Consider the following 22490-nt stretch of genomic DNA (forward strand, 5'->3'; position numbering starts at 1 on the left):
TAATTTTCCGCCATTCTTTTATAAAATAGAGAAAAGAGAGTTTGTAAATTGGGAGAGAACTATGAAATACAACACTAAGAAACCCAAAAAGAAGAAACAAATCCAAAGAAACTTCAATATTGTCATTCTGCTGTTATCAGTTTTTGTTGGATTTTTCCTGCTTGATAGATTCCTAGATTTATCCAATCAAAATTTATTAAAGATAAACAGCGGGGTAAATAGTTCAATCGGTGAAGTGGCGAAATATACTCCCTATATTCAGGAAGAATTAAAAAAGGTAGGCCTTGATGAACATACTGTCACGGTTGCTGCCTTAATGATGCAAGAGAGTAAGGGTAAAGGCGGAGATCCGATGCAAGCCTCGGAATCCGCGGGACTTTCACCCAATGCTATAAAAGATCCTAAACAAAGTATTCACCAGGGGGTTAAATACTTTCAAAGAGCTTTAAATTACGGAAATCAAAAGCAAGTGGACTTTCCGACGGTCATTCAGTCCTATAACATGGGGATTGGGTACATTGATTTCATTGCAAAGAATGGCGGTAGGCACAGCGAGGAGTTAGCGAAGAAATTTTCGATGATACAGGTGGAAAAAAATCCGCAAACCTACGATTGCGGTGGAGATAAAAATAACTTTCGCTATCCATACTGCTATGGTGATTTTACTTATAGTACAAAAGTAGCGAAGCATATTGAATCGATCACAGTTAGCAATCAATCGCTCCTATCTGCAAAACGATCATTTTAAAATGGTTGACTTTTCCAATATAAACAAACAATGATTTCCTTATTAAAGTGGAGGAAGTGAGATGTCGCAATTCCTAATATAAAGGAGATAACCTTAGGAATTAAATGCTTGCCACTCACTCATACGGAGAATTGCCAATCAATCACTTATATTTGTTAGTATGCAAACTGGAGCCACGAGGATAGTAAAAAATCTCGTGGCATTTTTTATTTTCAGAAGTGCACAAATTTTTATCATGTAGTCAAATGCCATGTTCCCACTGATTTACTTGTAAGGAATGATGGTCAATTACCAGAAGCATATTTGTTCCTTCTTCATAAAGTAAATCAATTGAAGAGGTGAGGGGCATATAATGTGAATGTTACGGAGATGATTATCGATTAAGTTCGGGATTGAAGGGTTTTTGCTCTCTTTTCGAATAAGGAAATCTTTATTTTAAATTAAGGCTATATTATGATTAAATAATGAATAGGTGATAGAGTTCGCCTTTAACCGCCATTTGGCTTATGACTCTTGTCAGTAATTTTAGCTGGCAGGAGTTTATTATTTTTTAGTTGAGATTCGGAGGCATTTTTAATGGCTTACTTATGGATTGGGATAGCAGGTTTCTTAGGGGCAATATTAAGATATAGTATTGGGCTTTTTTTGTTCGATGAAAGTCAGGTTTTCCCATTTGCTACACTTACAGTCAACCTATTAGGCAGTTTTATTTTAGCCTGGTTCACCACGGTTTTTGTAAAAAAATTTACAATTCCTGACCATTTGAAGGCAGCCATTGGAACGGGATTCATAGGTTCTTTTACTACTTTTTCTACGTTAAGTGTAGAAACCGTGACTTTAATTCACAATAATGAACTATTATTAGCCTTTATTTATGTACTTGTTAGTATATCAGGTGGACTCATAATGAGCCGGTTAGGATATCGTGCAGTAAAGGAGGAAGCGAACCAATGAGCATGCTTAATGTCTTTTTAGTGGGGGTTGGGGGATTCTTTGGGGCAGTCTCTCGTTTTTCTGTCAGTCAATTCATTAATAAGAAGTTTACTTTTAAATTCCCAATAGCTACACTATTTATCAACTTACTAGGCTCCTTTCTTTTAGGTTTGATAATCGGGGTGGGGATTGGGGGCTCTGCTTTCTTATTAATGGGCGCTGGCTTTATGGGAGCATTTACAACTTTCTCAACCTTTAAACTTGAAGGAATTCAACTCCATGTAGAAAAAAGAAAAAAGGATTTTTTTATTTACAACGCAGCTAGTTATGCAGGCGGAATTTTGCTAGCTTACATAGGGCTCGAAATAGGACATTTATTTTTATTGTGATTAATTTTATAAAGGTATTTTTAAAAAATGTATAGCTGCGAAAAGGCTTTGCAATTTCGATAAGAATCCATAACCTTTAAAACGACAGAGATCTGTCGTTTTTTTATTTTTATTAATTAGCCAAAATAGCGAAGCATATACTTTAATAAGTATTTCCTCGTTTGAATTTGCTTTATGTAAATAAAGTTCGAAAGTTAGCAGGAAAAAAGTATTATTAATGGAAATATATTAGTAACAAATACCCATACTAATAAGCAGGAGGTGTAATGGATGTTTGAATATGGTAAAGATATTCCATTAGAAGGTGCAGTTGGCCAGGTGAATCAGCAGGTAAATGAGGAGCAGGCAAAAAAAGAAGGAACTGTTTTCAGTTTTGATCATCGCAAGGATATCCCGCTGGATGGAGTTAATAAATGAAAAACAAAAAGCCTGGAGATTCCAGGCTTTTTTGGTGGATTAAAATTGTCTTGCGAATTCCTTTGCGCGATCAATTGCTTTTTGCTTAATATCTGCTGCTTGATCTGGAGTTGCTGCCATACCTTCAACTGCGATTGTTTCAATTTCAGGGACTCCCATGAAGCCAAGGATTGCACGTAAGTAGCTGTCGCCAAATTCAAGCGATTTTGCAGGTCCTTCGGAATATACTCCGCCTCTCGCCTGGATGTGCAGAGCTTTTTTATCTGTCAATAAACCAACAGGGCCTTCCGCACTATATTTGAACGTCTTGCCAGCAATCGCGATGTTATCGATATAGGACTTCAATTTTGGAGGGAAGCTCAAATTCCACATTGGAGTTACGAAAACATATTTATCTGCAGCTACGAATTGATCTGTCAGCTGATTGATTGAACTTACTTTTTGCTTTTCATCTGGGCTTAATTCATCAAATGCTGTTCCTTGCTGCAATTTACCCCAACCGCTAAATACATCTGTATCTATGTAAGGTACATTGATTTTGTAAAGGTCCAGTCTTACTACTTCATCATTCGGATTGTTTTCACGGTAGGCGTTAATAAATTCCTCTCCAACAGATAAGCTGAATGCTTCCTCAACCGGTTTAGGATTAGCTGTAATGTATAAAACTGTAGCCATCTTTTTCATCCTTTCTCTTCTTGAATAACATTGATATATTCCCCCGATTACACCGAAGTATACCTATTTGACAGAAAAATTTGCCTAACTCATGAAATTAGTTCTTTTTCCGTGACAAGAAATTTTTATGAATTTATAATTAATTGTAAGAAATTTTTGAATTCGACATAATTAGTGGATTTTTACGGCATCTTTAGACAAACGCAGATAGAATGTTTTTCTATAATTAAGACAAAAGCTTGTCTGCAGAGGAGGGGATCATATGAGATCCTACCAGCTATATTTAATAGAAGATGAATTTGCCTCCCATTATTTCGGAAGAGAACGGATGTTTTACCAATTGTTTTTGGAATACAGTCGAGCAAACGGTCATTTAAAATCAATTATTTCAAAGCAGGTAGATTTTGTAACAAGACCGATCCCAGTACTGCGCATTCATCAACTCCTTCATCAGCAGCTTTCAAAGGTAAAGGGATTTAAAGTTGAGGACGGAAAATATATTTTTGAGAATATAAATTCCTCAACCTCTGCAACATTGATGGTCCATGAAAGGTGGCTTGAGCTTCATTCACATGGCCAAGTCGACGCTGAAACAGTATTTTTTGAGATTTTACGCAAATGTGAGACGTCATTTCTGGCGATCGACCTTGCCGCAAATAAATACGGCTGGCTTAAGCCTATTAAAGAACGAAAATATATATAATAAATAGAGAAAAAAATCTGCAGATATTGTATAATAGCTGTTGGTTTAGTACACTGTATGTTAGACAACATGAAGGAGGAAGTTTTTATGTGGACGTATATTCTAGTTGGTATACTGGCATTGGTTGTCGGTGTAGCACTAGGATTTTTCATTGCTCGTAAATACATGGAGAGCTACTTGAAGAAAAATCCGCCAATCAATGAACAAATGCTTAAAATGATGATGATGCAGATGGGAATGAAACCATCCCAGAAGAAAATCAATCAAATGATGTCAGCAATGAACAAGCAGACAGGTAAATAATAGAGGACAAGCACTCATTCTTTGAATGGGTGCTTTTCTTATGGGCTGTTATAGTAGTTTAAATTGGAACGGAACAAAAACTTATTGCGAACGATAACGATGGAAAGAAAATTCAGTTGTAAACTCTAACATATTCAATAAATACGGTTTGTGGTATTATTTTCTTATCAATTTTATACTTTGAGATAACTATTTATTGTTAGAAACAGAAATGGGGAGATTGAACGTGGGGAATAAGAGTGGGGATGCCGCTGCATTAGAAGATCAGCCAGCGTGGCTGCAAAGTTATGTAGAGTCACCTGAAAAGCAGCGGGCATTATATAAACGGACTTTGATCATTGTTGTACTTTCCCAGATTTTTGGCGGCGCAGGTCTAGCTGCTGGAATCACCGTTGGGGCATTGCTTGCTAAAGACATGCTCGGAACGGATAGTGTTGCGGGATTGCCGACTGCGCTGTTCACATTAGGTTCAGCCGGGGCGGCCCTTATTGTTGGGCGAATATCTCAGCGTTTAGGCAGGCGAGCGGGCTTGGCAACTGGTTTTTTGGCAGGTGGAATTGGTGCGATTGGGGTCATCCTTTCAGCTGTGACAAACAATATTTACATGCTTTTTGCTTCCTTGCTGATTTATGGTGCCGGAAGTGCGACAAATTTGCAGGCGAGATATGCAGGAACTGATTTAGCTAATGCAAAACAGCGGGCCACGGCAGTAAGTATCGCTATGGTATCAACTACCTTCGGAGCAGTGGCAGGGCCGAACCTTGTTGAAGCCATGGGCGAATTTGCACTTTCCATTGGGGTGCCGGCTTTATCGGGACCATTCATTTTGGCAGCTGCTGCCTATATGATTGCAGGATTGGTGTTATTATTTTTCCTTCGTCCAGATCCGTTCGTAGTTGCCAGGGCAATTGCTATAGCAGAAAGAAAAGCGGTTGAAGGCAGCACTGGGATACAGGCAGAAACATACTCTACAGACAGGCGTGGAATTGCTGTTGCCGCTCTTGTTATGGTACTAACTCAACTGGTCATGGTGGCAATCATGACAATGACTCCTGTGCATATGGGACATCATGGTCATGGATTGAGTGCAGTGGGAATGATCATTGGATTCCATATAGGAGCGATGTATCTTCCGTCTTTATTGACTGGTATTCTCGTTGATAAAATTGGCAGAACGGTGATGGCAGTGGCTTCCGGTGTAACTTTATTAGCTTCTGGCGTACTTGCAGCTTTCGCACCAGGTGAGTCAATGCTCCTGCTGACGATTGCTCTTATTCTGCTTGGGCTTGGCTGGAACTTTGGGCTGATCAGCGGGACTGCATTGCTTGTGGATGCTACAAATCCTGCCAACCGTGCCAAGATGCAAGGAACTATTGATGTCATGGTTGCGCTATCCGGTGCAACAGGAGGCATGCTTTCAGGGGTCGTTGTTGCTCATTCAAGCTATGGATTCCTCTCACTTGCAGGCGGGATTCTATCATTAGTGCTCATTCCGTTTGTAATATGGTCAAGCAGAATGAAGTGACATAAATGATTGCAAAAAATGCAGAGCCTGGGGAATCCCCAGGCTTTTCCTATAGGAGCAAGATTTCAGCCGAGATGTAAATAGATGTATGAACGCTATAGAGCACAAGTCATCTCAGACTAAGGGTAAAAGTACTCCCTTGAAGCACCAAGGAGAAGAAAAATCATATCAGCTATGTGAAAAAGTGTCTCAATGTAAAAGGAAGAAAACAAATTTGCCATTCTGCTCTTACAAAAAAGGGTACAGCTTGAGTACTGTCGAATATTCATATTGGAAAATTAGAATGAAGGTGAATCAGTACTATGGCTAATCTTGTAATGCTAAGTGACTTGAGCAAGAGTAATGATGCTTTAATTAATAAAATTAAAGAGTTAATTGGTAATAAACCTTTTAAACTTGCATACATACCGTCTCAGACGGATAAGGAAAGAAAATACTTTAATGCGGCAAAAGATTTTTTCTTCTCACTGGGGATTCAAGATTTTCTTTATTTTGATATCGATCAGGAGTTTGATGTATCCACAGTTGTTCCATTAACAACGTGTGATGGAATATACCTCTCTGGCGGGAACACTTTTTATTTTATGAAAAAGCTTAAGGAAAGAAAGCTCGACTTTCTTTTAAAAGCACTCGCGGAAAAAGGTATGCTTATGATTGGTGTCAGTGCAGGAGCGATTTTGATGTCAAACTCAATAAAAATAGCAGAATTCATAGACGAGAACGAGATTCAATTAAAAGAATTTAATGGTTTAAAGCTGGTGGATTTAGAATTCATGCCACATTGGGACATTCATATGTCAAAGTCGCAGGAATTACTTGATTATTCATTGAATCAGGAAGGCAGCATTTTTACTTGTTCTGATGGAAGTGGAATTGTGATTGCGGGAAGCAGGGTAGATTTCTTCGGTGAAATTCACGAAATCCGAAAGGGTGAAATAACAGATCATATTGGGAAGTAAAATGTATAAGTGAGGTGGATTATGTCAGACTGGCAAATAGCATTAACTAAAATTTGCGAAATTTATTCAAAGTCAGATGTTGAAATTGAATGGATTCTAGTAGGCTCAATTGCCTCTGTTTTGCAAGGGTGCGAAATGACCCCTGGTGATATAGACCTTTATGTAAAAAATCAAGAAGGAGTAAAACAATTCGCGCTGTTACTCGAACAATTTTCTCTTCGAACAAAGTGTGAAGAAGCTGATCGATCAAATTGGTTTTCTTCGATAGAGGAGCCTGCCTATACTGAAACGTTTCCATCAGGTTTTACCTGGACTAAAGGCAGATGGATGATCGAAGGCATGGAAGTTGAGGTAGTCAACATATCCCAATCTGCTGGGATACCAGATTCCGTAGATGGTGACGGAATATGGGAAGGTGGGAAATATATTTGGGGGCATTCAAAAAATGTAGACTTTGGTACATTTACAGTACCTGTTGTTCCGCTCGAAATCCAATTAGAATCAAACCTAAGGAGGAAAAGGAAAGAGAGAATCGATGCGATTATGAAGAAATTAAAAGTGAACGGATACAACGAGGAGTTAATTTTGAAAGCTCTCTCAATAGACCATTTATCATTTTTTATCTTGGAGATGAGAAAAAACAGCCTTCATTTAAAGTGCTAAAAAAAACCCCTGAGTTTTTTGAGCAGACACAAAAAGCATGTTCCTATTATCGATAAGTCTTTAACTAAGTAATAAGCTTATTTTTAGGTTGGAAAAGCAGTAAAGAGGCATTGCAGATGTTCAATGCCTCTTCTTTTACACATGTAATAGCATCTTAATTTTAGAAATGACTTCTCGTGGACTGAAGGGCTTTAATATATATTCGTTCGCACCTAATTCTTGTCCTCGCCTTAAATCATTTTCTTCCCCTTTTGCTGAAAGCATGATAACAGGTGTTTTTATGGTTTTCCTAATTTCTTCGAGAATGGTGAATCCATCCTTGCCAGGCATTAAAATGTCTAAAATGATTAAATCAAATGGTTCACTCAAGGCTTTTTCCAGCGCATGATCCCCGTTTGCCACTAATTCAACTTGAAAGGATTCCCGTTCCAAATACATCTTTAATAAATTTCCTATTCTTAGTTCATCTTCTGCAACCAGAATTTTTTTCGCCATCTTTTCCCCCCGAGATTGTTGTATATAGTTAGTATACACTACCGAATACGTGTATTCCTTCTGATTTTTTTGCAGCTTCTATATAACCATCAATGAAAATTTTTCTGTATAACAAAACGGGCGATAATTGATTTCGAATTATTTATATGCTACTATGTGACCTATAAAGTTTTAATTCATACTATACTTATAGGAATTATACAAATTAAAAATACGGAGTGAATCAAATGGGCAGAGAGTTTATTCCTTTATTTGATGATTGGGCTAACTATTATGAACAAACTGTTTCTGGACAGGATGAAGAATATAAAGAAGTATTCGAAGATTATGATAATATATTAGAAACAGTGGCTTTAAAATCCCTGGGAACAGTTGTGGAATTTGGAGTGGGAACTGGTAATTTGACAGAGAAACTTATTGCTGCTGGAAGAGAAGTATATGGAATTGAGCCTTCGAAGGTAATGAGGGAGATATCTAAAGCACGTTTTATGAACTTGGAATTGTTTGATGGTGATTTTTTAGACTTTCCGGATTTGCCTGGGTGCATTGACTCGATCGTAAGTACTTATGCATTTCACCATTTAACAGATGATGAAAAGGACTCGGCACTTGCTATATACAGCAAGCTGCTGCCTGAAAAAGGGAAGGTGATTTTTGCTGATACAGCTTTCATCAATGAAGAGGATCGTCAAGAGCGGTATCGAACTGTAACAAAGCAAGGCTATAAGAATTTGTTGGAGGATCTTCAAAGAGAGTACTACACAACTCTTGAAGTGCTTGATCAGCTATTTAAGAAAAATGGATTCCAGGTCAAATTTGAAAAATTGAATTCCTACGTCTGGCTGATGGAGGCCGTTAAAAAAAATCGCAATTGAATTGATTGGAGAGGTGTACCTATGAGAGTTGGAATAATCGGAGCAATGGATGAAGAAGTTGAATTATTGCGCAGCAAGCTTAACGATCGGAAGGATACGAGTCTTGCAGGTTCAGAGTTTTATGAAGGCAAGATTGATAGCTTAGAAGTTATCCTCCTTAAGTCGGGAATTGGAAAAGTGAACGCAGCAATGGGTACCGCCTTAATGATTGAAAAATTCAAACCTGATGTCATCATCAATACAGGATCGGCTGGTGGTTTCCATCGGGATTTAAATGTTGGTGATGTCGTCATCTCAACAGAAGTGCGCCATCATGATGTGGATGTCACCATCTTTGGCTATGAATATGGTCAGGTTCCAAGAATGCCTGCTTACTTCTCGCCTGATCAAAGGCTTGTCAGCGCTGCTGTAAAAAGTGCCGAAAAAATAAATGGCATCCAGGTTGCTGAAGGGTTGATTGCTTCAGGTGATTCCTTTATGAATGATCCTGAACGAGTAGAGTTTATAAGGTCAAAGCTGCCTGATCTATATGCTGCAGAAATGGAAGCGGCAGCGATTGCTCAGGTTGCCTACCAGTTTGAAGTGCCTTTTGTCATTATCAGGTCACTTTCCGACATTGCCGGAAAAGATTCAAATATTTCATTTGACCAATTTTTAGAAACTGCTGCAAAAAATTCTGCAGAATTGATTTTACTAATGTTAGAGGAGCTGAAGTAGAATGGTTAAAAAAATGAATGTAGAAAGCTTCAATCTCGATCATACAAAAGTAGCAGCACCTTATGTCCGTCTCGCAGGCACAACTCAAGGCGCTAATGGGGATGTCATCAAGAAATACGATATTCGCTTCTGCCAACCGAACAAGGAACATATGGAAATGCCAGGCCTTCATTCCCTTGAGCATCTTATGGCCGAGAACATCCGCAATCATCATGACACTGTTGTAGATATCAGTCCTATGGGCTGCCAGACTGGGTTCTATCTGGCTGTCATCAACCATGATGACTATGATGATATTCTTGTAGTCTTAGAAAAAACACTGAAGGATGTCCTTGAAGCGGATGAAGTTCCGGCATGCAACGAAATCCAGTGCGGCTGGGCGGCAAGTCACAGCCTTGAAGGCGCGAAAGAAATTGCGGCTAAGATGCTGGCGAAGAAGGATGAATGGCGCCAGGTGTTTGCTGAATAAGGAGAGTCTTTGGAAATGACCGTGTACCGCAGTATTCATGAAATGATAGGACAGACACCGATGCTTGAGCTAACTCAATTTCAACTGCCAAACAATGTCCGTTTATTTGCAAAGCTTGAATACCTGAACCCTGGGGGCAGTATCAAAGACCGCCTGGGACAGGAATTGATTGAAGAGGCATTTAAATCCGGCAAGTTAAAAGCAGGTGGAACAATTATCGAGCCGACAGCGGGCAATACAGGGATTGGACTTGCTTTAGCTGCAATTAACAGGGACATTCATGTGATTTTTGTGATCCCTGAAAAATTCAGTATCGAAAAGCAGGCAATCATAAAAGCTTTAGGGGCTGAAATTGTTCATACACCCACTGCTGAAGGAATAGAAGGGGCAATTCGTAAAACAAACCAATTGCTTGAAAAAATTCCTGACTCTTATTCTCCTTCACAATTTTCTAATTCTGCAAATCCTGAAACATACTACAAAACTTTAGGACCAGAGATTTGGAAAGAACTAAATGGTAAAATTGATATTTTTATAGCAGGAGCTGGGTCTGGTGGAACCTTTATGGGGACCGCTCGATTTTTAAAAGAAAAGAATCCGATGATCAAAACCGTAATCGTTGAACCGGAAGGATCAATAATCAATGGCGGTGTTTCTGGTCCTCATAAAACGGAAGGAATTGGCATGGAATTCCTTCCTGACTTTATGGATCCTGCTTATTTTGATGGAATTCAGACCATTTTAGATCGAGATGCATTTGAACGTGTAAAGGAATTGGCGTGCAAAGAGGGAATCCTTGCTGGCAGTTCTTCTGGAGCTGCTCTTCACGCAGCGATGATGGAAGCAGAGAATGCCCCGCCAGGCTCAAAAATTGTAACGATCTTCCCTGATGGAAGTGATCGTTATTTAAGCAAGAAAATCTATGAAGGGGGCATTTAAATGAAACGAAAAACAAAATTGATTCACGGTGGAATACCAGGAGACAAAACGACTGGAGCCGTTTCATTTCCTATATATCAAGTAAGTACGTATAAACAAGATGAAGTGGGTGTGCATAAAGGTTACGAGTACTCCAGGACAGGGAATCCTACCCGTTTTGCGCTGGAAGAATTGATCAAGGACCTGGAAGAAGGGAAGAGGGGATTCGCATTTGGATCGGGGATGGCTGCAATTACAGCAGTAATGATGCTGTTCAATTCTGGTGATCATATCATCTTGACTGATGATGTGTATGGCGGAACCTATCGTGTGATGAATAAGGTATTAAACCGGGTTGGAATACAATCCACTTTTGTGGATACGACTGACCTTGAAGCAGTAAAATCAGCGATCAAACCTAATACGAAAGCATTATATATCGAGACACCTACCAATCCGCTTTTAAAAGTAACTGACATTAAAGCATCTGCCCAGCTGGCGAAGGAACATGACCTTTTAACGATTGTCGACAATACCTTCAGCACCCCATACTGGCAGACTCCGCTGACTCTCGGTGCGGATATCGTTCTGCATTCAGCAACGAAGTACCTTGGAGGACATAGTGATGTTGTGGCTGGTCTTGTTGTTGTGAATGATGAGCAGCTAGCAGATGATCTCCACTTTGTCCAAAACTCTACGGGCGGAATATTAGGACCGCAGGATTCGTGGCTTTTAGTTAGAGGGATTAAGACCCTTGGCTTGCGCATGGAAGCTCATGAGACCAGCACAAAGAAAATCGTAGAGTTTCTCTCAGAACATGATGGGGTGAAGAAAATCTACTATCCAGGTCTTGAAACGCATCCTCAGCATGCAATTGCAAAAGAGCAAGCTGGCGGATTTGGCGGCATGGTAAGCTTTGACGTAGGCAGCGCGGAGAAAGCGGCAGAAGTTTTAGATAAAGTAAAATACTTTACCTTGGCTGAAAGCCTTGGAGCAGTTGAAAGCTTGATTTCTGTCCCAGCTAAAATGACACATGCATCCATACCGGCAGAAAGGCGTGCTGAGTTAGGAATTACTGACGGATTAATCCGTATTTCTGTAGGAATCGAAGATGTTGAAGACTTAATTGAGGATTTAAAGCAAGCACTACAATAAAAGGCTGAAGCTCCCGGTTTAACTGGGAGCTTCTTTGTATGTATATTCGATTAATGTGTATCAACGATCAAGTGCAAATATTATTTTATATAAAATAACCCACTTTAAAAATTATAAAAATCTTCCCCATTTTACAAATATTTGTTAAACTATTTAAGCATTTGAGGGGTTTGGGGGATATACATATGAGCGTATTCAAGGATTTAATGTGGTATTTCAAAGCGGAGAAGAGAGCCTATTTAACAGGTATTTTCCTGTTATTGTTTGTCGCGCTGCTGCAGCTTGTGCCGCCAAGGATCATTGGGATTGTTGTCGATGAAATTACAAATGGGACACTAACTGTAGGCGCACTTGGCAAATGGATATTTGTGCTTGCTGTTTCGGGGCTGGCAATGTACACATTGCGCTATTACTGGCGAATCATGATTTTTGGATCGGCCGTGAAATTGTCCCGATTATTAAGAAATCGGCTTTATGCACACTTTACGAGCATGTCTCAGTCGTTTTACCAGAAAAGAAGAACCGGAGATTTGATGGCCCACGCGACAAACGATTTATCTGCAATCCAGCAGACCGCAGGTGCAGGGGTGCTTACCTTTGTAGACTCGCTGGCAACAGGCGGATTTGTCATCATCGCGATGGCGGCTACGATCAGCTGGAAGCTGACATTGATTGCACTGATTCCAATGCCGCTAATGGCGATACTTACGAGCTGGTACGGAACAATGCTTCATCAGCGCTTCCATAAGGCACAGGAAGCCTTCTCAGATTTAAATGATAAAACGCAGGAAAGTATTACAGGAATCAAGGTCATCAAGACCTTTGGGCAGGAAAAGGAAGACATAGAGGACTTTCGTAAACAATCTGAAGATGTGGTTAATAAGAATATCGCGGTGGCGAAGGTGGATTCTCTTTTCGACCCGACGATATCAATCATTGTGGGGATTTCCTTTTTTTTATCGATTGCTTTTGGATCAAGATTTGTTTTAAATGGTGAATTGACGATCGGCCAGCTTGTTGCGTTCACATCCTATCTAGGATTGCTGATTTGGCCGATGCTCGCATTTGGCTGGTTTTTCAATATCGTCGAAAGGGGCCGCGCTTCCTATGACCGAGTATCCGCGCTTCTTGACGAAAAAATAGAGATCCAGGACAAACCAGATTCACTAGACGTTGTCCCGCAAGGCAGTATCGATTACAATATTCATTCATTTACCTATCCAAATGATCAGGAGCCCATCTTAAAGGATATTGTTTTTAGACTTGGCAAAGGTCAAACACTCGGAATCGTTGGTAAAACAGGAGCAGGTAAAACCACTTTGCTTAAATTGCTGATTCGCGAATTCGATTTGAAGGATGGAAAAATCAGCATTGGTGGACGGAACATCCAGGATTATAAAATGGAAAGATTAAGAGAGGCAATTGGGTATGTCCCGCAAGACCATTTTCTTTTCTCAGCGACCGTACATGAGAATATTGCCTTTGCAAACCCTGCAGTTAACAAGGAAAGAATCTTTGCTGCCGCGGAAATAGCAAATATCCATGATGATATCCTCGAATTTACCGATGGATATGAAACGGTTGTAGGAGAGCGTGGAGTTTCGCTTTCCGGAGGGCAAAAGCAGCGGATTTCCATAGCAAGAGCTCTAGTGATGAATCCCGAGATCCTGATATTGGATGATTCATTATCGGCCGTTGACGCTAAAACAGAGGAACAAATCCTATCCGCATTAAAAGAAAATAGAAAAGATAAGACAACGATCATCACAGCCCACCGCTTAAGTGCAATTCACCATGCTGACCTGATCATTGTCCTTGGTGAAGGTAGAATCGCTGAACGTGGTACGCACGATCAGCTGATGGAAAAGGACGGCTGGTATAGGGATATGTATGTAAGGCAGCAGCTTGAAGAGCTTGTCGAGCAGGGAGGGTGACAATATGGAAAAAACACCTGTATTAAACGCAAAAGAGCAGCGGTTTGTACTGTTTAGGCTTCTTGCTTATGCAAAGCCACATTTGAAAATGATTTTTATCGCATTTGGCTTCTTGCTGCTTGCGACAGTTGGAGATGTGTTAGGTCCAATCCTTGTAAAGATTTTTATTGATGATTACTTAAGGGAAAGCTATTTGCCCTTCAAACCCCTTCTTATGCTTGGAACTGCTTATATGGGGATTCAGGTGCTGAATGTTTTAGTTTCATATTTCCAGCTTCTGAAATTCCAGGAGATTGCCCTTAAAATCATCCAGCAAATGAGGATTGATGTTTTTACAAAGGTACAGCAGTTAGGATTGAAGTACTTTGACAAAACACCTGCAGGATCGCTTGTTTCAAGAGTAACAAATGATACAGAAGCGATTAAGGACATGTTTGTCAGTGTCATCGCTACGTTTATCCAAAGCGGTTTTTTATTAGCAGGGATCTTTGTGGCGATGTTCATTCTTAACGTAAAGCTTGCTTTATTCACGATGTTGATTTTACCGCTGATCGTGTTCATTATGAGCATGTACAGAAAGCTTAGTTCAAGGTTTTACCAGGATATGAGGGAACGCTTAAGCCAGCTGAACGCTAAATTAAGCGAATCCCTTCAGGGAATGGGGATTATCCAAATGTTCCGCCAAGAAGAAAGACTGAGGAAAGAGTTTGGCGATATTAATGATAAGCACTTTGAAGCAGGCATGAAAAATATCAAGGCAGACGGACTTCTACTAAGACCGGCTGTGGACCTTGTATATGTATTCGCACTTATCATCGTACTGAGCTTTTTCGGGATTACATCCTTTAACAGCCCAATTGAAATTGGTGTCCTGTATGCTTTCATCAATTACCTTGACCGTTTCTTTGAACCGGTTAACAATATGATGATGCGACTGTCGATGTATCAACAGGCAATCGTAGCAGCATCAAGGGTGTTTAAACTCCTCGATGAGGAAGAACTAGCGCCAGCTCAAACTGGTACAGAATCCAAGGAAATTAATGAAGGTCAAATTGAGTTCAAGGACGTTAGCTTTTCTTATGATGGGAAGCGTGATGTTCTGAAAAAGATCAGCTTTACTGTAAATCCAGGAGAAACACTGGCTTTTGTCGGTCATACAGGAAGCGGTAAAAGTTCGATCATCAATTTGTTGATGCGATTTTATGAATTCAATCGCGGGGAAATCCTGATTGATGGTTCATCGATAAAAAATTATCCGGTAAATGAATTGCGTGAAAAGATGGGGCTGGTTCTCCAGGATCCATTCCTGTTTTATGGGACTGTAGGCGATAATATCAAGCTGCATAACAGTGATTTGAAAGAGGATCATATCAGGAAAGCTGCAGAATTCGTCCAGGCTGATTCGTTCATCGCAAAGCTTGAGGATGGGTATGACCATAAGGTAACGGAGCGAGGTTCTACTTTCTCAAGCGGGCAGCGGCAACTGATTGCCTTCGCAAGGACGATTGCCGCAAATCCGAAGATTCTTGTCCTGGATGAAGCGACTGCTAATATTGATACAGAAACAGAAGAGGCGATTCAGACGGCACTCGCAAAAATGCGCCGAGGAAGGACAACGATTGCGATTGCCCATCGTCTGTCAACGATACAGGATGCAGATCAGATTATTGTCCTGCATCATGGAGAGATCGTAGAACGTGGTACACATCAGCAGCTGCTGGCACATCAGGGGCTTTACCATAAAATGTACTTGCTGCAAAATGGTTCAGTTGAGAGACTGGAAGATGTAGTAGGATAACATTAAAAAAAATGGCTCTATTAAACCCAAAGTTGTTTTTAAAACCTGTTGATTGTAGTGGAAGGCGCGAAGACTCCTCCGAAAATGCCACGCATTTCCATCGTGCGTGGGCGGATTCGAGGAAGCTATTCAGATTCCTGCGGGCTTAGCTGGTCAGGTGAGACCCCGCAGGAGCGAAGCGAGGAGGAGGCTCAGCGCAAGCCCCGCGGAAAGCGAAGCGCCTGGAATGAAAATCAACAACCTAGGTTAACAGAGCCAAAAAAATAAAACAGCTACAACGCCCGATGCGTTTAGCTGTTTTTTAATGGGTTGGAACTTTTTTTATGTATGCCCGGTTATATTCGTTAAGTAGTTCATCAAGCTCCTGGCTATGATGGATTGCAATGTTAGAGCTGAGGCCGTTCTTCGAAGCGATTTGGATCAATTCTTCACGTTTCTTCTCAATGAGGGTGATCAGTTGCTCTTTAGACAATGTGAAAATCCTTTCCTGTTTTATCTCTTGGCAGTCTATCAAACTACATTTATGTAAAAAGGTTATAAATATAGAAATAATTTCAAGTGCTATATTAGTATATAGCATATGCTGCCAGATTTCAAAAGAAACATTTGTAAAAAAATTCCCTGCTAAAATAAAACACCATCTTCATTTACCCAGATATTTTAATGTTAAACATCGTTTTTATAGAATTAATAAATTGTTCACAGCTTATATATTATAATGGGCATGAAATTTTGTTAGAATAGGAACAAATCGACTAATTATTGGAGTTGTGATCATGACAGATATAAATATATTTATAGCTTTGAGTGCTGGCTTCCTGAGCTTTATTTCTCCATGCTGCCTGCCGTTATATCCTGCCTTCTTATCATATATTACCGGGATGTCAGTCGGGGAACTGAAAAGTGAAAATGCAATGCTGCAGAAACGCAGCCTGCTTCATACACTATTTTTCCTATTAGGCTTCTCAATAATCTTTATTGCAATTGGTTTTGGAACATCATTCGTGGGCCAATTTTTTATCCAATACCAGGATTTAATCCGTCAGCTTGGCGCAATTTTTATCATTGCATTTGGTTTGATGGTCATTGGCTTTTTTAAACCGGAATTTCTGATGAAAGATCGAAAGTTCGAGTTCAAGAACCGTCCCTCAGGTTATTTTGGTTCTTCCTTGATCGGAATGGCGTTTGCAGCCGGTTGGACTCCATGTACCGGTCCCATTCTCGCGTCTGTTATTCTTTTAGCGAGCTCAAACCCAGGGTCAGGAATGCTGTATATGATCGCTTATACACTTGGATTTGCCATTCCTTTCTTCATTCTTTCATTTTTCATAGGAAAAATGCAGTGGATTCGCAAGCATAATGCCAAGATTGTTAAAGTTGGCGGCTATATCATGATTTTAGTCGGGATCATGCTGTTTTTTGATTGGATGACAAAACTGATTTCGATCCTTTCTATGCTGTTTGGCGACTTTACAGGGTTTTAAAAAACAATATAAGTTTCGATTGCTCTTGGAGATATATGTCCATAATTGAGATTTTTTCATAACATATTTTTTCCAGTACAGCACATTGTTCTTGTATTTACATTGAAATTAATTTGTAAATATAGTTATATTGTAATATAGGGAAAATATAATAGATTAATACTTGTTTGGATTGTCGGGGAGGATACAGCGATGGCCAGAATTTTGATAGTTGACGACGCAAAATTTATGAGAATCACTTTAACCAATATACTAAAAAAAGCGAATCATGAAATCGTAGGGGAAGCAGAAAACGGACGTGAAGCAGTGAGGCTATATCGCGAGTTGAAACCCGATCTTGTGACAATGGACATTACGATGCCCGAAATGAGCGGACTTGATGCGGTAAAAGAAATCAAAAAGGATTTTAAGGACGCAAAAATCATTATGTGTTCCGCAATGGGACAACAGAAAATGGTCGTCGATGCTATTGAAGCTGGAGCAAAGGATTTTATAGTCAAACCGTTCGACGGTTCTCAGGTAGTAGATTCAGTTTCAAGGGTATTAAGATAATAACCAGCCATTTAAGTCTATCTTAAATGGCTTATTTTCATTATAATAATAGTGGAAATCTACAAATAAAGGATGGAACTGTGAATGAATTATGTTGTGGCTTCAACAATTGGTGCTGTCGGTATGGCCGTTTTTGTTACTGCCGTGCGCATGAAAGCTGCCAAAAAACCAGCCAGCGCAAAAAAAATCATTTTACCGCCAATCTTCATGAGCACAGGAGCGCTCATGTTCATTTTCCCGATGTTCAGGGTTCATTATTTGCAAATCATTGAAGCTTTGTCAGTCGGCATGCTTTTTTCTATCCTGCTGATCAAAACTTCCCAATTTGAAATTCGCGATAGGGACATCTATCTCAAAAGATCAAAAGCCTTTATATTCATTTTAATAGGCCTGCTGATTGTACGTGTTATCGCGAAGCTTTTGCTTAGCAGTACAATTGATGTTGGCGAGCTCAGCGGTATGTTCTGGATCCTGGCCTTCGGAATGATCGTTCCGTGGCGGATTGCGATGTACTTGCAGTACAGGAAGCTTCAGAGCGAGCTGAACGGACTTCGATAAATACGAATATGTAAAAAAGTTATTCCTCTTGCCTTATGGGTGAGAGGTTTTTTTAGGGAATTTTTTAGGAGATTTGATTTAAAGGGAAATAACACAATTTTATTGAATTAAAAAGAGATGGAAAATAAGTTTTTAAAGAACGGGTTATTTGAAGTGTTGGAGGTATTTTTGGGAGGAATTTGGATATGGAAGAGTTTGTTTATTTGATTAAGCCGGTAAGGAAGGATTTTATTAAAACGATGACGGAAGAGGAAAGCGGAATTATGGAAAAACATTTTCATTATTTAAATGCGCTGCTTTCTGATGAAAAACTTATCCTTGCTGGCCCTTGTTTGGATGGTGCTTTTGGGATTGTAGTATTTAGGGCGGAAACAATGGATGCTGCACGTGAAATCATGGTAAATGATCCAGCGGTTTTGCATGGACTCATGAGTGCTGAGATTCATCCTTATCGTGTTTCATTAATACAACCAAGATGATTTATGATTAATTGGTTCAATTTACGAAGAGGTTTGTGGATCTTCTACACTGTTTGCTCTACTGATATCAAAGATCGCTCATAAATACTGTCAATCGATTAAAATAAGGGGAATCTAATGGGAAATGACAAAGGAACTCTTAATTTAAAAATTTTAGATGAAAGTGATATAGCGGGTTTAATAGCTTTATCAGCATCAATAGGATGGGATTACGATGAACATGAAATCCGTACGGTAATGTCTTCTGGTAAAATAGTGGGTCATAAAAGTGAAGAGGGCCAAATTGTTTCTTGTGCAGCAATCATACCATACGAAGGTAACTTAGCCTCTATCGGAATGGTCATTGTCAACCAAGAATACAGAGGGCAAGGCCTTGGTAAAGAAGCGACTCAAATGTGTATTGACTATGTGACAGAAAAGACATCTACCATGCTAATTGCTACTCCTGAAGGAAAACCTTTATATGAAATTATGGGCTTTAAAGAAGTTACATCGGTACATAAATTCATTTGTACTACGTATAAACCTGCAAATTTGAAACCACCGGGTGATTTTTCTTTCAGAGTTTAAGAATTAAAAGAAATTGATATAGATGAAGTCATTAACATAGATAATAATGCGTTTGGTGATTCCAGGCGAAAATTACTTACTGCTCGTGTAAGGCAAGCTCATCAAGCTTTAGTGATAAAAGATTCTACAGCTCGGATTATAGGTTATGGACTCTCAATATTAGGGCCAGTGAATTTACTTTTAGGTCCGATTGTTGCACCAAATACAAAGATAGCAGAGTACCTGATAAATGAACTGGCTAAGAGCCATCATGGAAAGTTGAGAATAGATGTTCCAGATGGAACTGAAGGAATTATAGACTTTTTAATAAATAGGGGATTTGACAATGTCAGCAACCCTCCTGTCATGATTAAAAATTCTAATGATATGCCTAAAAGAAACGGTCACCTATATGGAATTGCGGCTCAAATTTTCGGCTGATAGAAAAGGGGGATAATACTAATGTATATACCGAAGCACTTCACAATCGATGATGAAACCATTATATACGACGTAATCGAGAGTTTTAGCTTTGCAACCCTAATTTCCCAGCATGAGGGAGAGCCTTATGCTACTCATCTTCCACTCATATTAAATAAAGAGGAGAGGGTATTGTATGGACATTTTGCTCGAGCGAATGAACAATGGAAGGATGCTCGAGGTCAGAAAATCCTGGTAATTTTCCAAGGTCCGCATAGCTATATATCTCCGTCCTGGTACGAAACGAACATGGCAGTTCCTACCTGGAACTATGTTGCAATCCATGTGTACGGTGAGCTGGAAATCATCGAGGATAAACAAGTCATTTTCAACACATTGGAGGATATGGTAGAAAAATATGAGAGACCCGACAGCGGCTACAATTTAAATAGTGTGGAGCCAAGTTATATAGAAGGAATGGGCAAAGGGATCGTATCTTTTAAAATTAAAATCTCAAAAATTGAAGCAAAGGCTAAACTTAGCCAAAACCACCCTGTTGAACGGCAAAAATTAATTGTCGGACAGCTCGAGAACTCCTCCTCAGAAAATGACCAGCTTACAGCATCCCTTATGAAGAAGAACCTTGATAAGCTTAGCTAATCACGATGCATAATCATTTCGAATTTTCATCTCATCGTCCCATCTATTACCATTAAAGGGAAGTGGTTAGTTAGGAGTTGAATGTATGAAAGCAATATTAGTGACAGAATTTGGCGGTCCTGAGTTTTTAAAATATGAAGATGTGGCTATCCCTGAAATTAAAGAAGATGAAGTTTTAATTAAGGTTGTTAAAACAAGTGTTAACTTTGCAGATATTAAATCAAGATATGGTAAAAAGGGAGCAAAGTTTCCGTTTATCCCTGGTCTTGATGCTGCAGGCTATATTGAAAGAACAGGAGAAAATGTGAGGGTTTTTAAAGTAGGGCAAAGGGTCATGGCATTTCCAAAGGACGGCTCATATGCAGAATATGTGGTTGCTTCTGAAAAACTGGTTTTTCCGATTCCGGATGAACTGGATTTTCAAACGGCTGCGGCAGCACCAATCGTTTCTTTTTTGTCCCATAGACTTCTGAAGGATGTAGCCAGAATTCAAGAAGGTGAAACTGTATTGGTACATGCAGCAGCTGGGGGAGTTGGTACGACAGCCATACAGCTGGCAAAGATCATGTGCGCGGGTAAGGTAATCGGCACTGTAGGAAGCATAGATAAAATGAAAACTGCCATAGAAAGTGGAGCAGATCATGTAATTTGTTATCAGGATGAAGATTTTGCGGGGAGAGTGAACGAGCTTACGGACGGATACGGTGTAGATATTATCCTGGATTCTGTATCTGGTTCCGTAACTGAAAATAGTTTGAAATGCCTTGCACCGTATGGAAGATTGGTTCATTTCGGAAATTCCAGTGGGTATAATGGCAATGTAAAAACGACTGATGTACACGCCAGCTGCAGGTCGCTGCTTGGCTTTAGCTTGGGGACTACGAGAAAACTAAGGCCCCATTTATTAAAGGAAACGGCAGAGCAAGTAATTCCTTATCTAGTAAACAAGGAATTAATGATAAAAATAGGACATGAATTTGATCTGAGTGAAACTGCGGAAGCTCATCAATTAATAGAGAACAGACTAAATAAGGGTAAAATCATTTTAAATGTTCAATCGCAATAAAGTCTTAATGAGAGAGGAATGTAATGCAAAATCTATTAAAAAAAGCGCTCCTTCCTTATTCACTTGGAAAGGAATCACTAATCATTGAAAAAGAAATTAAAAGCTGGAGCAATGATTTGCATTTTAAAATCCGGGCGGATGGAAGAGCATATTCTGCCAGGTTTTTAAAAGAAGACCGATTCCCTAATAATGTTTTTGGAGAAATGAATGCTGATATTTTATATGAGCAAACTGAATTTTGCCGCTACCTCGTTGATCAGCAGATTCCATTTATGAAGCTAGTTTCAGATAGTGAGGGTAATCCGTTTACTGAAATCAAATGGGTGTATGAAAACCACTATTTTATTCTTTTTGAATGGATTGAGGGCAAGCATTTTACACTCGGTGATGAATATATTTCCCGTGAATTTGGACAGATGGCAAGGACGTTTCATGATGTTTCGAATCCTTTCACCAGTAGTGTTTTTACAAAAAAGTCCCACCTGGTAGGATATGAAGAATTTGTTGGAAAACTTCGTAATAAGCTTCGTACATCTAATATCTCTGCAAATAATATAACCATGGTTGATCAATATATAACTGCCGCAGAAGAACATATTGAATTGGCTAGGACTGAAGAGATGGATTATATTATTCAATCAGATTTAAATCCACTTAATGTCCTCTGGGATGAAAAAAGGAATGTAATCGGGATTGTCGACTTCGAGTCTATCGGCTATGACGACCGAATTGAAGGTTTAGCATGGCTGATCAAATGGTATTCGAGAACTGAGGGTATCCATTCTTCAGAAGTTTCTCCAGTACTAACTGAAGCTTTTTTACAAGGCTATGGTGCTGCTGACTTTCTTGATGAAAAAGACTATAAGAGGCTTGCTTCACTTGTGTGGTTATCAGGCTGCATGAACTGGAACTTTGTGAAGGATACCTTTTCTATATTAGAAAATAATGATATTGAATTACTTAAATCACACATTGATTTTTATAAGCAACGCGGTGAAAAATTATTATCACTTATTCCAAAGGCGCTCTTATAACAAAGGGAGCGC

At 39.5% G+C, this 22490-nt stretch carries 28 protein-coding genes and 1 riboswitch; of the genes, 25 read left to right on the top strand and 3 right to left on the bottom strand.

The window, feature by feature from the left end:
• Positions 1-61: 61 nt before the first annotated feature.
• The 4 genes from AABM38_RS09680 to AABM38_RS09695 all read left to right on the top strand — a co-directional run bounded on the left by AABM38_RS09680 (position 62) and on the right by AABM38_RS09695 (position 2487).
• The gene (locus AABM38_RS09680; protein WP_423410173.1) at positions 62-748 is read left to right on the top strand and encodes a lysozyme family protein; all 687 of its coding nucleotides are present in this window, start codon (positions 62-64) and stop codon (positions 746-748) included.
• Between the two features lie 462 nt (positions 749-1210).
• Positions 1211-1271: riboswitch (Fluoride riboswitch) on the top strand.
• Positions 1272-1324: 53 nt separating this feature from the next.
• Entirely contained in the window at positions 1325-1702 is a 378-nt protein-coding gene (gene crcB / locus AABM38_RS09685; RefSeq protein ID WP_423410174.1) for a fluoride efflux transporter CrcB, read from the top strand.
• Positions 1699-2070: a fluoride efflux transporter CrcB gene (gene crcB / locus AABM38_RS09690; RefSeq protein WP_423410175.1), complete on the top strand. Its 372-nt coding sequence runs from the start codon at positions 1699-1701 to the stop codon at positions 2068-2070. The genes crcB (AABM38_RS09685) and crcB (AABM38_RS09690) overlap by 4 nt, the downstream gene beginning before the upstream one ends.
• Before the next feature lie 270 nt (positions 2071-2340).
• A complete protein-coding gene (locus tag AABM38_RS09695) occupies positions 2341-2487 on the top strand; it encodes a hypothetical protein (RefSeq protein ID WP_423410176.1) in 147 nt (48 codons plus the stop codon).
• Positions 2488-2526: 39 nt separating this feature from the next.
• Here AABM38_RS09695 and AABM38_RS09700 read toward each other — a convergent pair whose 3' ends face one another.
• Positions 2527-3162, bottom strand: coding sequence for an FMN-dependent NADH-azoreductase (locus AABM38_RS09700; RefSeq protein ID WP_423410177.1), 636 nt, complete (start codon positions 3160-3162; stop codon positions 2527-2529).
• A 262-nt stretch (positions 3163-3424) separates the two neighbouring features.
• On the opposite strand from AABM38_RS09700, the gene sirA reads away from it, so the two are divergent.
• The 5 genes from sirA (at position 3425) to AABM38_RS09725 (ending at position 7315) form a co-directional block, all read left to right on the top strand.
• A complete protein-coding gene (gene sirA, locus AABM38_RS09705; RefSeq protein ID WP_335377407.1) occupies positions 3425-3865 on the top strand; it encodes a sporulation inhibitor of replication protein SirA in 441 nt (146 codons plus the stop codon).
• An 87-nt stretch (positions 3866-3952) separates the two neighbouring features.
• Entirely contained in the window at positions 3953-4168 is a 216-nt protein-coding gene (locus AABM38_RS09710; RefSeq protein ID WP_207498145.1) for a YneF family protein, read from the top strand.
• Positions 4169-4379: 211 nt separating this feature from the next.
• The gene (locus AABM38_RS09715; protein WP_423410705.1) at positions 4380-5693 is read left to right on the top strand and encodes an MFS transporter; all 1314 of its coding nucleotides are present in this window, start codon (positions 4380-4382) and stop codon (positions 5691-5693) included.
• A 302-nt stretch (positions 5694-5995) separates the two neighbouring features.
• Positions 5996-6652: a Type 1 glutamine amidotransferase-like domain-containing protein gene (locus tag AABM38_RS09720; protein WP_423410178.1), complete on the top strand. Its 657-nt coding sequence runs from the start codon at positions 5996-5998 to the stop codon at positions 6650-6652.
• A 21-nt stretch (positions 6653-6673) separates the two neighbouring features.
• The gene (locus AABM38_RS09725; protein WP_423410179.1) at positions 6674-7315 is read left to right on the top strand and encodes a hypothetical protein; all 642 of its coding nucleotides are present in this window, start codon (positions 6674-6676) and stop codon (positions 7313-7315) included.
• A 135-nt stretch (positions 7316-7450) separates the two neighbouring features.
• Here AABM38_RS09725 and AABM38_RS09730 read toward each other — a convergent pair whose 3' ends face one another.
• Entirely contained in the window at positions 7451-7810 is a 360-nt protein-coding gene (locus tag AABM38_RS09730) for a response regulator transcription factor (protein WP_423410180.1), read from the bottom strand.
• A gap of 227 nt (positions 7811-8037) precedes the next feature.
• Here AABM38_RS09730 and AABM38_RS09735 point away from each other — a divergent pair, with 227 nt between their 5' ends.
• The 7 genes from AABM38_RS09735 to AABM38_RS09765 all read left to right on the top strand — a co-directional run bounded on the left by AABM38_RS09735 (position 8038) and on the right by AABM38_RS09765 (position 15676).
• The gene (locus tag AABM38_RS09735; protein ID WP_423410181.1) at positions 8038-8685 is read left to right on the top strand and encodes a class I SAM-dependent DNA methyltransferase; all 648 of its coding nucleotides are present in this window, start codon (positions 8038-8040) and stop codon (positions 8683-8685) included.
• Positions 8686-8706: 21 nt separating this feature from the next.
• Positions 8707-9402 (top strand): 5'-methylthioadenosine/S-adenosylhomocysteine nucleosidase, encoded by a 696-nt coding sequence (gene mtnN, locus AABM38_RS09740; RefSeq protein ID WP_423410182.1) that lies wholly within the window; start codon positions 8707-8709, stop codon positions 9400-9402.
• 1 nt (position 9403) lies between these two features.
• The gene (locus AABM38_RS09745) at positions 9404-9871 is read left to right on the top strand and encodes an S-ribosylhomocysteine lyase (RefSeq protein WP_423410183.1); all 468 of its coding nucleotides are present in this window, start codon (positions 9404-9406) and stop codon (positions 9869-9871) included.
• 15 nt (positions 9872-9886) lie between these two features.
• Entirely contained in the window at positions 9887-10810 is a 924-nt protein-coding gene (locus tag AABM38_RS09750) for a PLP-dependent cysteine synthase family protein (RefSeq protein WP_423410184.1), read from the top strand.
• A complete protein-coding gene (locus tag AABM38_RS09755; RefSeq protein ID WP_423410185.1) occupies positions 10811-11944 on the top strand; it encodes a bifunctional cystathionine gamma-lyase/homocysteine desulfhydrase in 1134 nt (377 codons plus the stop codon).
• Between the two features lie 185 nt (positions 11945-12129).
• Positions 12130-13878: an ABC transporter transmembrane domain-containing protein gene (locus AABM38_RS09760; protein ID WP_423410186.1), complete on the top strand. Its 1749-nt coding sequence runs from the start codon at positions 12130-12132 to the stop codon at positions 13876-13878.
• Between the two features lie 4 nt (positions 13879-13882).
• A complete protein-coding gene (locus tag AABM38_RS09765) occupies positions 13883-15676 on the top strand; it encodes an ABC transporter ATP-binding protein (protein WP_423410187.1) in 1794 nt (597 codons plus the stop codon).
• 301 nt (positions 15677-15977) lie between these two features.
• Here the strand turns inward: AABM38_RS09765 and AABM38_RS09770 are convergent, their stop codons facing one another.
• The gene (locus AABM38_RS09770) at positions 15978-16148 is read right to left on the bottom strand and encodes an aspartyl-phosphate phosphatase Spo0E family protein (RefSeq protein WP_335429856.1); all 171 of its coding nucleotides are present in this window, start codon (positions 16146-16148) and stop codon (positions 15978-15980) included.
• A gap of 304 nt (positions 16149-16452) precedes the next feature.
• Here AABM38_RS09770 and AABM38_RS09775 point away from each other — a divergent pair, with 304 nt between their 5' ends.
• The 9 genes from AABM38_RS09775 (at position 16453) to AABM38_RS09815 (ending at position 22478) form a co-directional block, all read left to right on the top strand.
• Entirely contained in the window at positions 16453-17160 is a 708-nt protein-coding gene (locus AABM38_RS09775) for a cytochrome c biogenesis CcdA family protein (RefSeq protein WP_423410188.1), read from the top strand.
• Between the two features lie 192 nt (positions 17161-17352).
• The gene (locus AABM38_RS09780) at positions 17353-17712 is read left to right on the top strand and encodes a response regulator (protein WP_335378873.1); all 360 of its coding nucleotides are present in this window, start codon (positions 17353-17355) and stop codon (positions 17710-17712) included.
• 84 nt (positions 17713-17796) lie between these two features.
• The gene (locus tag AABM38_RS09785) at positions 17797-18270 is read left to right on the top strand and encodes a CcdC family protein (protein WP_423410189.1); all 474 of its coding nucleotides are present in this window, start codon (positions 17797-17799) and stop codon (positions 18268-18270) included.
• A 185-nt stretch (positions 18271-18455) separates the two neighbouring features.
• On the top strand, positions 18456-18749 hold the full coding sequence (locus tag AABM38_RS09790; RefSeq protein ID WP_423410190.1) for a YciI family protein: 294 nt from the start codon (positions 18456-18458) through the stop codon (positions 18747-18749).
• A gap of 117 nt (positions 18750-18866) precedes the next feature.
• Positions 18867-19319: a GNAT family N-acetyltransferase gene (locus AABM38_RS09795; protein ID WP_423410191.1), complete on the top strand. Its 453-nt coding sequence runs from the start codon at positions 18867-18869 to the stop codon at positions 19317-19319.
• Positions 19320-19355: 36 nt separating this feature from the next.
• Positions 19356-19739, top strand: a complete 384-nt coding sequence (locus AABM38_RS09800; protein WP_423410706.1) for a hypothetical protein — start codon at positions 19356-19358, stop codon at positions 19737-19739.
• Between the two features lie 21 nt (positions 19740-19760).
• Positions 19761-20378: an FMN-binding negative transcriptional regulator gene (locus AABM38_RS09805; protein WP_423410192.1), complete on the top strand. Its 618-nt coding sequence runs from the start codon at positions 19761-19763 to the stop codon at positions 20376-20378.
• An 85-nt stretch (positions 20379-20463) separates the two neighbouring features.
• Positions 20464-21444 (top strand): quinone oxidoreductase family protein, encoded by a 981-nt coding sequence (locus AABM38_RS09810; RefSeq protein WP_423410193.1) that lies wholly within the window; start codon positions 20464-20466, stop codon positions 21442-21444.
• 23 nt (positions 21445-21467) lie between these two features.
• A complete protein-coding gene (locus tag AABM38_RS09815) occupies positions 21468-22478 on the top strand; it encodes a phosphotransferase enzyme family protein (RefSeq protein ID WP_423410194.1) in 1011 nt (336 codons plus the stop codon).
• The last annotated feature ends 12 nt before the right edge of the window (positions 22479-22490 follow it).

It is taken from the genome of Heyndrickxia sp. MSNUG, from assembly GCF_049532715.1.
Classification (GTDB): Bacteria; Bacillota; Bacilli; order Bacillales; family Cytobacillaceae; genus Mesobacillus.

What these genes read in the sequence shown, in the direction of transcription:
- AABM38_RS09700 (WP_423410177.1), bottom strand. Translation starts at nt 3,162, where the DNA reads ATGGCTACAGTTTTATACATTACAGCTAATCCTAAACCGGTTGAGGAA.
- AABM38_RS09715 (WP_423410705.1), top strand. Translation starts at nt 4,380, where the DNA reads ATGGGGAGATTGAACGTGGGGAATAAGAGTGGGGATGCCGCTGCATTA.
- crcB (WP_423410174.1), top strand. Translation starts at nt 1,325, where the DNA reads ATGGCTTACTTATGGATTGGGATAGCAGGTTTCTTAGGGGCAATATTA.
- AABM38_RS09790 (WP_423410190.1), top strand. Translation starts at nt 18,456, where the DNA reads ATGGAAGAGTTTGTTTATTTGATTAAGCCGGTAAGGAAGGATTTTATT.
- crcB (WP_423410175.1), top strand. Translation starts at nt 1,699, where the DNA reads ATGAGCATGCTTAATGTCTTTTTAGTGGGGGTTGGGGGATTCTTTGGG.
- AABM38_RS09730 (WP_423410180.1), bottom strand. Translation starts at nt 7,810, where the DNA reads ATGGCGAAAAAAATTCTGGTTGCAGAAGATGAACTAAGAATAGGAAAT.
- AABM38_RS09775 (WP_423410188.1), top strand. Translation starts at nt 16,453, where the DNA reads ATGACAGATATAAATATATTTATAGCTTTGAGTGCTGGCTTCCTGAGC.
- AABM38_RS09805 (WP_423410192.1), top strand. Translation starts at nt 19,761, where the DNA reads ATGTATATACCGAAGCACTTCACAATCGATGATGAAACCATTATATAC.
- mtnN (WP_423410182.1), top strand. Translation starts at nt 8,707, where the DNA reads ATGAGAGTTGGAATAATCGGAGCAATGGATGAAGAAGTTGAATTATTG.
- AABM38_RS09750 (WP_423410184.1), top strand. Translation starts at nt 9,887, where the DNA reads ATGACCGTGTACCGCAGTATTCATGAAATGATAGGACAGACACCGATG.
- AABM38_RS09745 (WP_423410183.1), top strand. Translation starts at nt 9,404, where the DNA reads ATGGTTAAAAAAATGAATGTAGAAAGCTTCAATCTCGATCATACAAAA.
- AABM38_RS09765 (WP_423410187.1), top strand. Translation starts at nt 13,883, where the DNA reads ATGGAAAAAACACCTGTATTAAACGCAAAAGAGCAGCGGTTTGTACTG.
- AABM38_RS09720 (WP_423410178.1), top strand. Translation starts at nt 5,996, where the DNA reads ATGGCTAATCTTGTAATGCTAAGTGACTTGAGCAAGAGTAATGATGCT.
- AABM38_RS09815 (WP_423410194.1), top strand. Translation starts at nt 21,468, where the DNA reads ATGCAAAATCTATTAAAAAAAGCGCTCCTTCCTTATTCACTTGGAAAG.
- AABM38_RS09780 (WP_335378873.1), top strand. Translation starts at nt 17,353, where the DNA reads ATGGCCAGAATTTTGATAGTTGACGACGCAAAATTTATGAGAATCACT.
- AABM38_RS09725 (WP_423410179.1), top strand. Translation starts at nt 6,674, where the DNA reads ATGTCAGACTGGCAAATAGCATTAACTAAAATTTGCGAAATTTATTCA.
- AABM38_RS09710 (WP_207498145.1), top strand. Translation starts at nt 3,953, where the DNA reads ATGTGGACGTATATTCTAGTTGGTATACTGGCATTGGTTGTCGGTGTA.
- AABM38_RS09680 (WP_423410173.1), top strand. Translation starts at nt 62, where the DNA reads ATGAAATACAACACTAAGAAACCCAAAAAGAAGAAACAAATCCAAAGA.
- sirA (WP_335377407.1), top strand. Translation starts at nt 3,425, where the DNA reads ATGAGATCCTACCAGCTATATTTAATAGAAGATGAATTTGCCTCCCAT.
- AABM38_RS09735 (WP_423410181.1), top strand. Translation starts at nt 8,038, where the DNA reads ATGGGCAGAGAGTTTATTCCTTTATTTGATGATTGGGCTAACTATTAT.
- AABM38_RS09755 (WP_423410185.1), top strand. Translation starts at nt 10,811, where the DNA reads ATGAAACGAAAAACAAAATTGATTCACGGTGGAATACCAGGAGACAAA.
- AABM38_RS09760 (WP_423410186.1), top strand. Translation starts at nt 12,130, where the DNA reads ATGAGCGTATTCAAGGATTTAATGTGGTATTTCAAAGCGGAGAAGAGA.
- AABM38_RS09795 (WP_423410191.1), top strand. Translation starts at nt 18,867, where the DNA reads ATGGGAAATGACAAAGGAACTCTTAATTTAAAAATTTTAGATGAAAGT.
- AABM38_RS09810 (WP_423410193.1), top strand. Translation starts at nt 20,464, where the DNA reads ATGAAAGCAATATTAGTGACAGAATTTGGCGGTCCTGAGTTTTTAAAA.
- AABM38_RS09695 (WP_423410176.1), top strand. Translation starts at nt 2,341, where the DNA reads ATGTTTGAATATGGTAAAGATATTCCATTAGAAGGTGCAGTTGGCCAG.
- AABM38_RS09785 (WP_423410189.1), top strand. Translation starts at nt 17,797, where the DNA reads ATGAATTATGTTGTGGCTTCAACAATTGGTGCTGTCGGTATGGCCGTT.